Source organism: Moorena producens 3L, from assembly GCF_000211815.1.
GTDB classification, from domain to species: Bacteria; Cyanobacteriota; Cyanobacteriia; order Cyanobacteriales; family Coleofasciculaceae; genus Moorena; species Moorena producens.
The window spans coordinates 13,643-28,897 of the sequence record NZ_GL890922.1 but is presented as its reverse complement, the minus strand read 5'-3'; the positions used below and the strand labels follow the sequence as shown (position 1 = coordinate 28,897).

General features: G+C 42.4%; 12 protein-coding genes and 1 pseudogene. 10 read left to right on the top strand and 3 right to left on the bottom strand.

Annotation, left to right across the window (positions count from 1 at the left end):
* Positions 1 to 30 precede the first annotated feature (30 nt).
* Together LYNGBM3L_RS50400 and LYNGBM3L_RS15020 are read right to left on the bottom strand one after the other, a co-directional pair.
* The gene (locus LYNGBM3L_RS50400) at positions 31 to 324 is read right to left on the bottom strand and encodes a MerR family DNA-binding transcriptional regulator (RefSeq protein WP_411550857.1); all 294 of its coding nucleotides are present in this window, start codon (positions 322 to 324) and stop codon (positions 31 to 33) included.
* A 53-nt stretch (positions 325 to 377) separates the two neighbouring features.
* Positions 378 to 935: a DUF4126 domain-containing protein gene (locus LYNGBM3L_RS15020; protein WP_008184797.1), complete on the bottom strand. Its 558-nt coding sequence runs from the start codon at positions 933 to 935 to the stop codon at positions 378 to 380.
* Between the two features lie 260 nt (positions 936 to 1,195).
* On the opposite strand from LYNGBM3L_RS15020, the gene LYNGBM3L_RS15015 reads away from it, so the two are divergent.
* The 6 genes and pseudogenes from LYNGBM3L_RS15015 (at position 1,196) to LYNGBM3L_RS14980 (ending at position 10,274) form a co-directional block, all read left to right on the top strand.
* Positions 1,196 to 2,482 carry a Glu/Leu/Phe/Val family dehydrogenase gene (locus LYNGBM3L_RS15015; protein ID WP_044493319.1) on the top strand — a complete coding sequence of 429 codons (1,287 nt, stop codon included), beginning with the start codon at positions 1,196 to 1,198 and terminating at the stop codon, positions 2,480 to 2,482.
* 686 nt (positions 2,483 to 3,168) lie between these two features.
* Entirely contained in the window at positions 3,169 to 3,714 is a 546-nt protein-coding gene (locus LYNGBM3L_RS15010; RefSeq protein WP_008184793.1) for an EF-hand domain-containing protein, read from the top strand.
* Positions 3,715 to 4,081: 367 nt separating this feature from the next.
* Positions 4,082 to 4,957: a class I SAM-dependent methyltransferase gene (locus tag LYNGBM3L_RS15005; RefSeq protein WP_008184791.1), complete on the top strand. Its 876-nt coding sequence runs from the start codon at positions 4,082 to 4,084 to the stop codon at positions 4,955 to 4,957.
* Positions 4,958 to 4,962: 5 nt separating this feature from the next.
* Positions 4,963 to 6,543 carry a flavin-containing monooxygenase gene (locus tag LYNGBM3L_RS15000; protein ID WP_008184789.1) on the top strand — a complete coding sequence of 527 codons (1,581 nt, stop codon included), beginning with the start codon at positions 4,963 to 4,965 and terminating at the stop codon, positions 6,541 to 6,543.
* 171 nt (positions 6,544 to 6,714) lie between these two features.
* Positions 6,715 to 7,848: pseudogene (locus LYNGBM3L_RS38395) on the top strand (IS630 family transposase).
* Between the two features lie 329 nt (positions 7,849 to 8,177).
* Complete coding sequence (locus tag LYNGBM3L_RS14980) at positions 8,178 to 10,274, top strand: ABC transporter ATP-binding protein (RefSeq protein WP_008184785.1); 2,097 nt, start codon at positions 8,178 to 8,180, stop codon at positions 10,272 to 10,274.
* 807 nt (positions 10,275 to 11,081) lie between these two features.
* Here the strand turns inward: LYNGBM3L_RS14980 and LYNGBM3L_RS14975 are convergent.
* On the bottom strand, positions 11,082 to 12,407 hold the full coding sequence (locus tag LYNGBM3L_RS14975; protein WP_008184783.1) for an RNA-guided endonuclease InsQ/TnpB family protein: 1,326 nt from the start codon (positions 12,405 to 12,407) through the stop codon (positions 11,082 to 11,084).
* Between the two features lie 78 nt (positions 12,408 to 12,485).
* Between LYNGBM3L_RS14975 and tnpA the strand changes: the two genes are divergently transcribed.
* From tnpA to LYNGBM3L_RS14960, 4 genes are all read left to right on the top strand, one after another.
* A complete protein-coding gene (gene tnpA / locus LYNGBM3L_RS14970) occupies positions 12,486 to 12,890 on the top strand; it encodes an IS200/IS605 family transposase (RefSeq protein WP_008184781.1) in 405 nt (134 codons plus the stop codon).
* Between the two features lie 74 nt (positions 12,891 to 12,964).
* A complete protein-coding gene (locus tag LYNGBM3L_RS14965) occupies positions 12,965 to 13,261 on the top strand; it encodes a hypothetical protein (protein WP_044493314.1) in 297 nt (98 codons plus the stop codon).
* A gap of 344 nt (positions 13,262 to 13,605) precedes the next feature.
* Complete coding sequence (locus tag LYNGBM3L_RS48665) at positions 13,606 to 13,731, top strand: hypothetical protein (protein ID WP_267872038.1); 126 nt, start codon at positions 13,606 to 13,608, stop codon at positions 13,729 to 13,731.
* Between the two features lie 172 nt (positions 13,732 to 13,903).
* Positions 13,904 to 14,284 (top strand): microviridin/marinostatin family tricyclic proteinase inhibitor, encoded by a 381-nt coding sequence (locus LYNGBM3L_RS14960; protein ID WP_008184776.1) that lies wholly within the window; start codon positions 13,904 to 13,906, stop codon positions 14,282 to 14,284.
* Positions 14,285 to 15,255: the final 971 nt, after the last annotated feature.

Sequence of the window (15,255 nt, the reverse complement as noted above, 5' to 3'; positions counted from 1 at the left end):
AATATGGCTCTAAGTCCTTTCCTTTTGTAGTTAAGTCCTGAGCCAATGTCTTGGATGATTTCGGCTTCTGGGAACAAGGAATGCATGTATGCGATTTGTCTGGCGAGGTCGTCTTTTGTTTTTGACTACTGACTCGGCAGTACAAATGGTGGCTGGCTTTGGTGGCTGTTGTCTTCCCAAAGTGGCAAGACTAACTGTATCGAACATTCGGTATCCACTTGGAGTTCGTTCGCATTTGATGATGCCATTGTCTGCATACTTCCTTAGCGTTGTTTTGGAGAGTCCCGTAAGTTCGACCGCCTTACGGAGTGGTACTAGTGTCATATTAATAGTCTAGTACTTTAGAATAGTCTTTAGTACACTTTATGACACTTTCTCTAACTGTCCTCTAGCCCTCTAACATACCAACGATACCAATGCTTAGAACTGCGAATGGCTAGCCACAGTAGCAGTAAAGCGATTAATCCTCCTTGTTCTGGAGCATCAAAAGCTAAGATTATCAAAACTACGCACAGAAAATCCTGAAGAAACACTACCCACAGAGGTAAGCCACGCAAACGGTAGAACCATCCCACTTGAACTAACTGGAGTACAAAGGCTAATAAACCGCCGACAATACCGACTACCCAGACATATCCCGTTAGTTCTTCGGCAAACTGAGTCACAGCAATACCAAGAATTGCTCCCACTAGAGGACTTAACACTAGCTGAACTATTTGCAAGACTCGCTGTCCTAATAGCTTTTTGGAGGCAAATAGTTCCACCAATGACCAGGTTGTCAAGATAGTCAGCAAGACTGGGGGATGAATCTGTGACAGTAACGGTACCTTCGACCACAGTTGGTCACTGTGGAGCAAACCAATTACCAACAGAGGCAGGGCAATTCTCATTCCTGCCGCAGCGGAAGCTGAGAGGGCGGCGAGGAGTGCAATCATGAGTGTAGTTACTTTGGCAAGAGGTTTAGTATAAACCAGTAAAGCTTAGCATAATGTAACAAAATATACAGTTTTTTTGTGATTAAATTAAATATAGGACTTACGAAGTTGAGTTGGTTTTGCCCCCCTAACCCCCCAAAATTGGGGGGGAATGATGTCAAAGTCCCCCATAATTGGGGGACCAACGGGGGCTTTGCGTAAGTCCTGAAATAACCAGGACTGGGTAAATGGTAAATATTGTTAGCTGGAGAAATAAGGCCATGTCTGAGTCATTATTTGCTGATGCCAGTAAACGATTGCAGAAATCATTGAAATATGTGTCAATTTCCGAGGATGCGATCGCACGCTTAAAATATCCCAAATCTAGTTTGAGCGTTTCTATCCCAGTCCGCATGGATGATGGCTCCTTACAGATGTTTCAGGGCTATCGGGTTCGCTATGACACCACCAGGGGACCAGCAAAAGGGGGAGTGCGCTATCATCCCAATGTTTGTTTAGATGAAGTCCAATCCTTAGCCTTTTGGATGACCTTTAAATGTGCCACCTTAAATTTGCCCTTCGGCGGTGGCAAAGGAGGAATTACTCTAAATCCTAAAGCCTTATCGAAGCTGGAGTTGGAACGGTTAAGTCGTGGTTACATCGATGCGATCGCAGATTTCATTGGGCCTGATATTGATATTCTCGCTCCCGACGTTTACACCAATTCCATGATTATGGGTTGGATGATGGATCAATACAGCGTCATTCGCCGTCAAATCAGTCCAGGGGTCGTCACAGGTAAACCCTTGGCACTGGGAGGAAGTGTTGGTCGCGATACCGCTACCGCTACTGGCGCGTTTTTTGTGATGGAATCGATTTTGCCCAAATTTGACCAGCTGCCTCAAAATACCACCGTAGCCGTGCAAGGATTTGGTAATGCTGGTGCTGTGATAGCGCAACTGTTAGCTAAAGCAGGCTATAAAGTTGTGGCTGTCAGTGATTCTCAAGGGGGTATTTATGCCAAAAAAGGGTTAGATATTCCCAGTATTCGCCAATACAAAACATCCAGTCAAGGCATTAAAGCTGTTTACTGTCGAGGTAGCGTTTGCAATATTGTTGAGCATGAAGTCATTACTAATCAAGACCTTTTAGCCTTAGATGTAGATGTCTTGATTCCCGCTGCCTTGGAAAATCAAATTACCGAAGAAAACGTTGATAATATCAGAGCAAATTATATCTTTGAAGTAGCGAATGGACCAGTAACCTCTACAGCTGACAATCGTTTGGAAGAAAAAGGCATCTATGTTTTTCCTGACATTTTGGTTAATGCTGGAGGTGTCACGGTTAGCTATTTTGAATGGTTACAAAACCGGAGTGGACACTATTGGAAGCTCGATGAAGTCCATCAACGTCTCAAGGAGAAAATGGTGGAAGAAACTGAAACAATTTGGTCACTTTCTCAGGAACTAGCGGTTTCCATGCGCACAGCTGCTTATGTTCATGCTTTGAATCGCCTGGGAGACTCTCTGGATGCTAAAGGAACTAGGGATTATTATTGTAAAACTTGAGATGTAGCAGTTGTTAATTGGGTGAGGTACTTTGTAAGTATTCAGCTATCAGCTTATGCGCTACGCGCACGCTACGCGAACAGCCGTCAGCCTTCAGCCGTACCAGTTTGACCCGGTGGTGCGTTACGGGATGGACTGTATCAACACTGGCTACCAATAAAATTAGGGTGAGCTCATCCCTAACGCACCCTACGCCACTGATTTTTCTAGATTGGTGACAAGTTCATTTTGTCGGTAATTTATCACCAATCTAGTGACAAATCATCAGAAAATCTCTAATGGTTTGCTAATTATAACGTTTGAGAATTTTATGATTTTAGCAACAGCGTTATCTAGTTAGCGATCGCATACAGCGCAGCAGAGCATATCGCCAACTTATACACACAACGATCAAACGTTAATTTTACCTCTGGTATAGAAAGGCAAATTCCCAAATACCAATCACAGCAAGATTTTGGGGCTTTGATTAAAATTTATTAACAAACCCTTGACAAATAGTCTTTTTTATGAATTTATCACCAAGGCTAGATTAGCTGTTTTGTAACCATTCAGCTATCAGCTGACGCTGTTTTTACCCTGACCATCAGCTGTTGCTGTAACCAACGGTGTATTAATTGTGTCCCACTAGTTATCCTACGGTAAACATAGTGTAAACTTGAATTTATTACTCCCTGGAGAAAATAATTATGTTAACTGAATTGCAGAAGCAGAAATTCCCAAGATTGTTTGAAATGTATGACGCCGACAATAACGGTTTCATTGAGCAAGCGGATTTTGAGCGCTTCCTAGAAAGCTACTCTCAGCTTCGCAGCTGGGAGCCAGGCTCACCCAACTACAATTCCTTTCAATCGAAGTTAATGTCTCGTTGGGATAGTATGCAAAAGTTTGCAGACACCAATCGTGACAATAGGATATCTTTAGAGGAATGGTTGGTATATATCGAGAATATCCTTAATGACCAAGACGCTTATGAAGCAGAAATAAAGGGCATCGCCGGTTTCGTCTTTAGCTTATTTGATACTAATGGGGATGAGCAACTGGATTTGGAGGAATACAGACAATGGTATCGAAGCGCCGGACGTGATGAAAATTTGGCTAACGAGGTATTCAAACGGCTTAATTTAAAGGATGATGACTCCATTTCTAAAGAAAAACATATCGAGCTGATCGATGAATTCTTCCGTAGTGAAGATCCCGAAGCACCTGGTAATTTTGTCTTTGGTCAAGGGTAGATAGAACGGTAAGCATATGCGCTACGCGCAGGCTACGCCAACAGCTATCAGCTGTCAGCCGTCAGCAAATCAACGGGAGGTAGTAAACAAGACGGTGCTGGTACGGCTGGTTGAAAACCCCTGCTCCTCTGATCCGACCCTGTGCAGTTAAAGCGCCTGCTAGCACCTCAAGTAGCACCATCTGTAGCGCATTAGCACCTCAAGTAGCGTGCGCGTAGCGCATTAGCTGATAGCTGACGGCTGAATGCTTACATAGAACCTTACAATATTCCTGTCACAGAAATGTTGCTAAGTAAGCGCCCAGTGTTAAAGGGGAAACTTGCTTCCCCTTTTCCCTACTCCCTAAATTCCCAATTCCCAATTGCTAATGATGCAGGTGCCAACTAGTTCCTTCGACAATATCAGTCCCACAGCGTTACTAGTGGCTTATGCCAGACAGTTTACCGACATTCCTTATGGGCAAGAATTAGCACAATTGGTTAATGCTCAAGCTTTCGTGGAGCAGTTACAAAAACAACAGTCTGATAAATCGTTTGAAGTAGCCGTTTTATTTGAAGGTCGGTATAAAGCTATCAATCAAGTGATGGCTCAATTTCAAAAAACTCAAATCCTTGAACTAGCCTCCGGCTTGATGCCACGGGGCATGGTAATGTCTGGTAACCCTTCTACAACTTTTATCGAGAGTGATTTGCCAGGGATGATAACGCGCAAACAGCAACTGGTGAAACAGCTAATTGGCGGACGCTCAAACTTGCACTTTGTTGGGATTGATGCCACTAGTCAACCCAGCCAATTACCTATCGATGTAGGTTATCTAGATTCCCGAACGCCCATTACTGTAATATCCGAGGGACTACTGCTGTACCTGACATTTAATCAAAAACAGCGGTTGTTTGCTAATGTCCGGGAGTTGCTTCAGGTTTATGGTGGTGTGTGGATAACCCCTGATTTAATTACAAAAGAATATTTGAGTAGGGTACGGCGAAATAGCCCAGCTTGGCAAAAATTGAGCCAGACAGTCAGAGGAATGACAGCCACCTCAGACACAGATACTATCTTTGACAATTTCGATCAGGTTAGACAATTCGTAAATGAGCAAGGGTTTCAGCTTCAGGGGTATAGTATGCTCAATGTATTAGACCAACTAACTTGCTTGCAACCCTTGGGGATTAATCCTGCTGTTGCTGAATCTATACTCGCGGATTCATTTGTTTTTGTGCTTACTCCCGACATCGGAAGTTAAATAGTATGTTAGATTGCATAGTGATTGGAGCAGGGCCAGCTGGTATAGTTACTACCAAAGAATTACTAGAACAAGGTGTAGGCGAGGTAATATGTTTAGAGCAAGCAGAGGATTTGGGCGGGGTTTATGCCAATGCCTACGACAGTTTAGTGCTGACTACATCTTGCGCATTTAGTATGTTTTCGGACTTCTGGATAGGTGATGGCAATCAGCACAAATTCTGGACAAAGAACGAAGCAGTTGACTATTGGAAAAGCTATGCCAAACATTTTGGTATTTTAGATAAAATTCGTTTCAAATCGAAAGTTGTAGCACTCACTCCCCAAGACAATCAAGGGTGGCAAATTCAACTAGCCTCTGGAGAGATTTTGCACTCAAAACGGGTAGCGTTGGCAATTGGTAACAACAGTATCTCAAATTATCCAGAGTGGAAAGATTTATTAACTGAGGTGGAGTTTTCCCATTCCAAGGACTATCGTAATGCTGATAACTTTGTGGGCAAAACAGTATTAGTGGTTGGGGGAGGTGAGTCAGCTTCAGACATCGCCCTAGAAATATCTCGTGTCGCCAACAAGTGCTGGGTCAGCCTTCGCAATTCAGCTGGGTGGATAATACCCAGGAAGAGAGGTGACTATGCTGCCGATACTGCTAGCCATCGTGGTGTATACGGTCTACCAAGGGACTATGGAGATGCTTTGAGCAAACTTATCTTCCGATTAGAGTTGAGCAAAAACGATCCAGTTCATGATACTATATTTGAGCTAAATCAGAAGGTTAAGGCTAAAAAAGGGGTCTGGGGTACATACGGAACTAAAAATATATCCTTACCCAAGGCAATTGTCTATCATGGCTGTCAAGTGGTCGGCGAAATAGTGAAGGTAAAAGATGGTGGCAGGACATTGATCGCGGCTGATGGGGAAACCCTTGAAAACGTGGATGCGGTAGTATTTTGTACCGGCTACAAAAACTATGTGTCTTTCCTGCCTGAGCACTTGAGAACAACTGACCCCCGGAGTCTTTACAAACATATCTTTCATGCCTTGTATCGGGATAAAATCGCTTGGATTGGTTGGGCACGTCCTGCCATTGGCAGTCAGTTTCCTATTACGGAAATGCAAGCCAGATTTTTTGCCTTGATTTGCACTGGTAAACGAACTCTTCCGGCTTCTGAGGAAATGGAGCAGGTGGCATCTATCGATAAAGCCAAATATTTAGAACAGTTTGAACATAATGCCGCTCGGATCCGAAGCTTGCTTGATTATCATATATACATCGACGAGCTAGCTGATTTAATTGGGTGCAAACCGCCCTTGTGGAAATACTTTTTCTTAAATCCTCGGCTCTGGTTTACCATCGTATATGGTCCGACCCAAGGTACCCAGTTTCGTTTACAAGGACCAGGCCAAAAGAAAGCTTTGGCTCAAGAGCTAATTAGGAAGTTACCAGTGATTCCATTCAATAATCACGTTATCAAAGCTGGTCTAAGAGGTCGTGTGATTTATGGGTTCAAGGCTGTAGTTAAGGGGTTGATGAATCCGCTTTATTTTGCTGTGAATTTGGTGAGAAACAAAGGTCAATTAGGGTAAGCATATCCGCTACGCGCACGCTACGCGAACAGCGGTCAGCGGTCAGCGGTCAGCTGAAAATAAACCTCTTTAGGGAGAATTTAATAGTTCGAGGTAAGGTATCAGCTGATAAGCTGTTCGGCATTTAAATTGGTATAATAAAAATTAATAAATAACCCAATAATAGGAAATATGCCAGCAAAAAATTATCTGACAGCAAAAAACAATACTTCAAAAAGCCTTAAAAATAGAAGAAAATGGAAATATTAGAGAACGTATTTTAATTTTGCTGTTGTTGAATAGTGGAAAAACACAGTTAGAAATTGCTGAAGTTTTGGGTTGTTCAAAGAACACAGTCTGTTATTGGTGTGTCCACGGAGATCCAGATGACTTAGAGAGTCTTAAAGATAAAAGAATGAAAGGCAATCACCAAAAAGCAACAAAACAATATATAGAAGTATTATTAGAATTAGTCGAAAAAGAACCCGAAGAATTAGGATATGAATTTGGTCGATGGACAGCTCAAAAATTAGCCGTTCATTTAGAAGATACAACAGGCATCAAGTTAAGTGGGTCTCAAGTTCGTAGGATACTAGTCAAGAAAAAATATGTTTACCTTTGGTCAAAGTATAGCTTAGATTCTAAAAAAGACCATAAAAAAAGGGAAGCATTTAAAAAGAAACTAGATGAGTATTTAAAAATAGAAAAAGAAAGCCCAGAGCGTCTTCAGGTATGGTTTTGGGATGAAAGCGGATTTAGTTTGAGAGTCATCAGAAGAAAAAACTGGTGTAAAAGAGGAAAGCGAAAAAAAGTTAGAGGAGACCGTTCGCGCAGCGTCGGGCTTTGCCCGAAAGGCAAGGGAGAGTTAATGTGATGGGAGCTTTGCGATATTCAGATAAAAAAAGATTTGTAGATTTCCTCAAAAAAAGCAATAGTCAAACTTTTTATGAAGTTTTAAAAACCTTTTATAAAGAGCTAGAAAATGAATGGATGGAAGCGGGTAATCAACTAGAAGACTTTGCTAATAAAGGACCGAAAATCGTCATTATTTTAGACAATGCTAGTTTTCACAAAAAAGCCGAATATATTCATAAAATAGAAGAAGATATGCCGAATATTTATTTAGAATATCTTCCCGAGTATAGTCCTGATTATAACTTAATTGAATTGGTTTGGCATTCAGCAAAAGAATATATTGCCAATCGAGTTTTCAAATCAATTGAAGAATTAGAATGTTTGTTAAATCATCTTTTAAATGAAGGAGGGTTAATTATAAAATGGGTACGAAAAATAAAAAACAAAGGCAATGCTGTTATCACAGTTTAAATGCGCAACAGCTTAGCTGATAGCTGATAGCTTACTTCCCAGGTAGCAGCCAGATCGATCTGATTGAAGATAGAAAACAGCTGATAGCTGAGAGCTGAGAGCTGATAGCTGATAGCTGAGAGCTGAGAGCTGATAGCTGAGAGCTGAGAGCTGAGAGCTGAGAGCTGATAGCTGAGAGCTGATAGCTGAGAGCTGATAGCTGATAGCTGATAGCTGATAGCTCACAGCTGACGGCTGACCGCTGAGAGCTGACAGCTGACCTAGGGAGTAAACCCTAGAGTTTTTGTATGATTTAAGTTAACTCTCTTAACTTAATCCTCTTGAATGCCATGACTGACAATGTTCTTGACGTCCGTAATCTGAAAGTCCAATTCCAAACCGATGTAAAACAGGTCACAGCCGTTGACAGCATAGACTTTCAACTGCGTCGAGGACAAACCCTAGGGATTGTGGGGGAGTCAGGCTCTGGGAAATCAGTCACGTCTTTGGCCATAATGGGTTTGGTACCCTATCCTGGTAAGGTTACCAATGGCGAGATTTATTTCCGACCCTCAGCTCGGGAAAAAGAAGTGGATTTGCTAGGGCTGAGTCCTGATCAAAAACAGTCCTACCGGGGTGGTCAAATCTCAATGATTTTCCAAGAACCCATGACTTCCCTTAACCCAGTTTATACCTGTGGGTTTCAACTGACGGAAGCAATTCTGCAACACCAGGATGTTTCCCTAAAAGAAGCAAGGCGTCAAGCCATGGCTCGTCTTCAAGAGGTGAAGCTACTCCCTAGCGATCAACAATTGAGGGAGACTTTTCTAGAGGAATTCCGTCGGGAGAACCCTGGTCAAGCAATACCAGGGGAACGGCTAATTAATCGCCACATTAACCAGCAAAAACGGGAAATATTAAAGCGTTATCCCCATGAACTGTCTGGTGGTCAATTGCAGCGGGTCATGATTGCGATCGCAATTTCTTGTAACCCTGATGTGTTGATTGCTGATGAACCCACTACTGCTCTTGATGTTACCGTACAGGCAACTATTCTGGATTTGCTGAGGGAGTTACGGGATACCCGAGGGATGTCCATGATTTTTATTACCCACGACTTAGGGGTAATTGCGGAAATTGCTGACAGCGTAGCGGTGATGTACCAAGGCAAAATTGTGGAAAGGGGTGATGTCTGGAAAATTTTCTCTGAGCCAAACCATCCCTACACCAAGGGATTATTAGCCTGTCGCCCAACTCTGGATAAAACTGTAACATACCTACCAACTGTTTCTGACTTCATGGAGGTGGTAACTACTGCTAGTGGGGAAGAGGTAATCCGAGAAAAATCAAAAGGGTTGAATGTTGACCGGTTCCAGCTTCAAACTTCGTCAGATAACCTACCCTACGGGAACGCTAAAGGCGAACAACCTTCAACCTCCCAACCTTCAACCTCCCAACCTTCAACCTCCCAACCTTCAACCTCCCAACCTTCAACCTCCCAACCTTGGCCAAAAGGCCACGCTACGCGAACAACCTTCAACCAAACAACCACACAACCATTAGTTTCGGTGCGTAACTTACAGGTAGGCTTTCCCATTCGAGGCGTATTTGGCGGGACGAAACGCTATCTGATGGCAGTCAATGGAGTATCTTTTGATGTTTATCCCAGTGAAACCTTGGGCTTAGTAGGAGAATCCGGTTGTGGCAAATCTACCCTGGCACGAACATTGCTGCGCTTGATTGAACCAATGAGTGGAGAAGTAAACTTTGATGGTAAAGAGATTACCACCATCAAGGGTATGGGTTTGCGGCAATTACGCCGTGAAATGCAAATTGTGTTTCAGAATCCCTTTAGTTCCCTCGACCCACGACTAAAGATTGGGGAAGCAGTGATGGAACCCCTATTGATTCATGATGTTGGGGGTAATAGTAAGGAAAAACGCGATCGCGTGGCTGAGTTGTTGGAGCGAGTGGATTTAAATCCTGACTGGATGAATCGCTATCCTCACGAATTTTCTGGAGGTCAGCGCCAGCGGGTCTGTATTGCTAGGGCACTCGCTCTTAATCCTAAGTTTATCATTTGTGATGAATCCGTTTCTGCTCTAGATGTTTCCGTACAGGCACAAGTCCTGAATTTGCTGAAACAATTGCAGGAGGATTTCGGCTTAACCTATATATTCATTTCCCATGACTTGAGTGTAGTTAAATTCATGAGCGATCGCATTATGGTAATGAACCAGGGCAAAATTGAAGAAATTGGTCCCGCTGACAGTATTTATCGAGAACCGAAACAGGATTATACTCGTCAGCTGATTGCTTCTATTCCCACTGGTACTCTCGATCGGATTCAACAGCAGCAACACAGACGACAAGCTATGGAAATACCTGAGATTAATGATCCATGGTCTATTAATTCTGAGATTAGTGATCCATGGTCTGTTAATTAAGGGAAAGGTTATTTTTTTTAAATTCAAAATGCCAAATTAAAAATTCAAAATTACATAAGCTATCAGCTAATGCCCTACGCGCACGCTACTTGAGGTGCTATCAGCCTCGAAGTCTGTGCCAGGAGTCATGGAATTTTCCCCATACTTTCAATTCTCATTAATCTGGAATTATTAAATTATCTCGTTCTAGGTTTATTGTAAGCACCTCAAGTAGCGTGAGCTTTTAGCTGACGGCTGACGGCTGACGGCTGACGGCTTACAAAATTACTAGCCTTATAATTTTGAATTGTTGACAACAAATACAAGCCTCTGAATTCATTTCGGGGGTATTTTTTAATTTTGAATTGATAATTTTGAATGGTCGCAAAGCAATTGACGTTCCTCCCAAATTAGTTTTTTAAGTTTTTTAACGTTTTTACAGTATTTAAATGTTTTGTGTTATTATGAAAGTAAGGAGATAAGGAGATAGAAAGAAGCCAGCGCAAAGTTTCCATGGCAAACGCTGGCTTCTGGCTCCTCCATTAACAGGAGATACATCCTATGCTAAAACCATTTCACCAAGAAAGTCTGGCACAGGCTTCGACCCTGTGTGCCACAAGCTTCTAGCCTGTCCCACACTGACTATGAACTGGGGTATAGTCATAGATCCCTGATATCGCGATACCCGACATCGCTGTCAGTGGCGGATTTGCCACCTCATTTTGCGCTAGCGCTAGACTTTTGCAGTTCACCAGCCATAAGCTTACTGCCAAGGGAACAAGACTTAGAAACTCTAGCAGTAGAGGAGGCTTTTTGACACTCCCCGGTCTAAAGACGCGGGGATTCTGCTGACAAGATAAACTTAGGTAACGTCCAAAGTCTAATCTTCGCTACGGTAGTCAAACACCGTCTACTCAGTCTGGATAGGTCTATGCCTAGCTTTCTGGCTACTTTTCTCAAGATATTTGCACTACCATTTAAGTCAGCATTTACTATTGACTTATTTGAAGTCTTATAAAGACCGCGCTTTACACGCTTTCCTGATGCTTTCCACCCACTTGGTTTTTCTCCATAAGCAGGTAGGGAGTCTCCATCAAGATAGCTGGCCTTACTGGTGTAAGCTTCCTCCGTCAATTCCAAATGGATTCCGTGTAAACTGCACAACTGAGATAGCCTATCTTTTAGCTTCCCTAAAGGTATTTGAACAAACTGTTGATTGTTTATCCTACCCATATTGGAGCATTGTTTAAAACCTTCATTCCAGCCTAGGACTATAGTCCCAATACTGTATTCAAGGCAATGGTTGATTATTATCTTAGCGGCCTTATTTATTCCATCTCTCATCCGATGGTTCCGTTTCCGAGTAACCCTATCAAGCCAATTATCCCAATAATCTTTTGCTCTACCTTTCTTTCTTGTAGAGACTTGCTTGTTCCAATATTGGTTAAAGGACTTCATGGCACGACAGTCTATTAAAAAAGAATTTCCTAAAGTGTCAACGCAAGCCGCTAAATTACTAGAAGTCCCTAAATCTATACTCAAAGCCTCTTTGCTTTTATCTTTGACTTGGACTGACTCTGGTATCTCATAAGATACTTCTAGGTAAAAAGCCCCATTTTTAGGTAAAATAGTCCATTCTTTTATTTTTATATCTTCTAAATTACTAGGAAAAGACAGAGAGAAGTTTTTGATTCCAAACCATCTCTTTACATTTAATCCCAGAGAAAAAGTAATTAAGTCTTCATGTCTCTTTGGCTTTTGCCCTCCTGAATTTGGATAAGAGACTTTAAACATCTTTTTCCCTTTCAAATATCCAGGAGGCTTCGGTCTACTTTTTAAACCCCCTTTGAACCAAGACTCTCTTAGCTTCTTATAGGATTTAAGTGCTTCGGCCACACTCATCAATGTCTGCTGGGCTGGGGTGGAGGGGAGAGACTTAGCTACAATCGTCTTTCCTACGCTTTTTTCATATATCAAGTCGAATTTACCTGTAAGTAGTTTTCCTGTTTTGAAAAACACTTGACGAGAAAAGTAAACTCCCATATTGTACAGTTTCCCTGACTGCTCACAAAGATAAGTCAGGATTGCCTCTGTCTCTTTGTCCGGGTGTAAAAGGATTTGCTGAACCCCTACTTTTAACTTCTTTTTAGCCATTATCGACCCTCAGGGGTTTGTCGTTAACTATATATTAACCTACAATAAAAACAACAGCAAGTCCGGAGAGAAAATAAATTGAGAAAGAGCGGTTTTGAGTACAGACACTACAACCATGCGGTCGGGGTGTGTACTGTACATTTAGTATGGATACCGAAAAGAATAAAAAAGGTATTGGTAGGAAAGATTAGGGATAGGATTTACGAATTTTTTACTGAGATAGCTTCGGAGAAGAACTGGAATATTAAAGCTTTAGAGGTTGCTCCTGATCATATTCACCTTTTTGTAGAGATAAATCCAACAGATGCTATTTATCAAGTAGTCAGGGCTTTCAAAGGCAGAAGTGCAAACTACTTGCGAAAAGAGTTCCCTGAATTAAAAAAACTGCCATCTCTTTGGACTAATAGTTATTTTTTTAGTACCGCAGGGAAGGTGAGTAGTGAAACTATTCAGCGGTATATCAACGACCCTCACCACGGATAAGAAGGTGGCTAAAGCCACTATGGAGAATTCCTCCCCGGTCTTTAGACACGGGGAGGAATTCTACCTAGATCTTTATGAAAAAGCCCCGTCCTCTAACCCTAAAAGACCGAGCCTTAATCCAGCGCTACAGTAACTGCCAATTGGGGATGACACCACAACAGTTTTATGGCAAATGGTTAGTGACTTACGAGGTCATCGCCTGTATTTGCTCCCGTAGTGATGCTACAGTACAGCGCTGGTTTGCCAGAGGTGACAACTATCGCTCTCCCATGCCCATCGATTTGTACCATCTGGCCATAATGGATTTCCTTCTGGAGCATTTTGAAGAAATTCCTGAAGAACTCAAGAATTTCCTGTGTCCCCCAGATTAATATCAAGTCCGGTTGAATACCCATTATAAAAGTGTGGGGAGATGGGGAGATGGGGAGATGGGGGAGATGGGGGAGATGGGGGAGATTTGATATCCAGCTAATATCACTATTGTCAGGCTTGGGTAATGGTAATGGGTAATTGTGATTACTCTGGTACCATTACCCATTACCAAAAATAATACCAATGGTTCAAAGTAAGACTACGCATAAATTCCTAGGGATATCAGAAATAAGTAGTCGGACAAAAGTTTTTGGTGCTGTATAAAGTTTTGTAAATATAGGCAAAACCTTTTGGGGTAAAGGTTACAAGCATTTTACATTTTTCGAGATAGTACTGTTTATTTATGTCCGACTACTTAATTGTTATTTTTATGTCCCATTATTTTTTAATCATTAAGTTTCGAGATGATGTATTTGTGACTCTGAAGTACCAATCGGATAATGATCAAGAAGTTATATTAGTAGACTAATTAAAAATTTTCGCCAATTTGGCGTTACAACTAGGGGGGCATGGCTTTTAATAGATTTATAGGGAAATAGTTGTGTCTATTTGTTGTGTCTATTTCTAGTTAGGAACATCAGTTAGCCACATTCTATATCCTATTTCCCCACATCCTATTTATCCACTAGGAGTTAAAAGCCATGTCTAATATGGACAAACCAGAAGAAAATTCCCAAGCAGTTCCCTTTTTCGCCCGCTACCTAGAAGGGCAATGGTGCGAAGAGCTATCTGAAGAGGAAATGGATGATGTTAGAGGCGGTCGCGGATTTGCGTTCACAGAGAAGTTCCCCTCTGATTTTGAAGATGGTGCCGGATGCTTTACTCGCAAGTATCCCTCAGATCACGAAGAGGGTGGTGGTGGTCCAGCCTTGACTAAGAAGTATCCCTCTGATCACGAAGAGGGTGGCGGTGGTCCAATTGCGATGACCCAGAAGTTCCCATCGGATCAAGAAGATGGTGGCGGTGGTTCAGTTGTGACCCTGAAGTTCCCTTCTGATGAGGAAGATGCTCCCCACAAGTAATATCGTATCGAGTTGACTATAGGGTTTACTAATTAGCGTGAGGTACATCTAAATTTTATTCGCTGTTCCGAAACTCCGAAGCTCCCTTCTAAAACCAAGAAGGAAAGTACCCAGGGCTATAACATTTCTGAAAATGTGCTTGAGTGTGTCTAGTCCAAACTGGCACCGTCTTTGCGCCTGAGCCATATTTGAAAAGTCATGAGAACGATAGATATTTAGAGCAAAGTTACGAGCAACGGCAAAGATTTGAGGTAACTGATGCATGCGAATACGTGAAGCATCTTCACCCTGAGTAACCAAATCGCACATAATGAACCTTGTTCTCTACACCCCAATATCCAAGGGATGCGCTGAGGCTTTGGACTCAGCAGACAAGGGCGTAAGAAGCAACATAGTAGCGTGTTTCCTTTTCCAGACGGTGTTGCCCCCCCTTTTTGAATTGTCGAACACTAAGGGTTCGAATCAGAGTCTAATGCCCTGGCCAGGGCTGGATGTTGTCGAGTTGGTTGCAGATGCGTGCCGACCCGTTTCTCGATCCGACCATGTCCTTAAGTAATGTCAGTATGACTGTGTTCGGCTACAAAGTAAGCTTTGACGCTTTTGAATAGATTGCCCTGATTGCCTTTAATCGCCCCCAGGTAGTGATTCTCAGCTCTCTTTGATCAACTGAGCCGTTTTTTTGAGTGCTAATCGCATCTATGGCGTTGACCACACCCTTAACAGCCAGTTGGGTAATAAATTCTGGTATTGAAGTTACCGTAAGGTAGTGGTCGCCTTTATGGTTAGTCGGCTATGCATAAAAGGGTTAAAACTTTTTGATTAAGGCGACCACTACCTAAGGTTTCGTCTCTTGGCTTTGACGCACGTTCGTTTTGCTATCCACTTGATCAGGCTCTTGAATCAAACCCCGCTCGACCAGGTAAGCACTGACTAACATAATTGCGCTTGTGAGGGGGAGAATCAGGATTTCC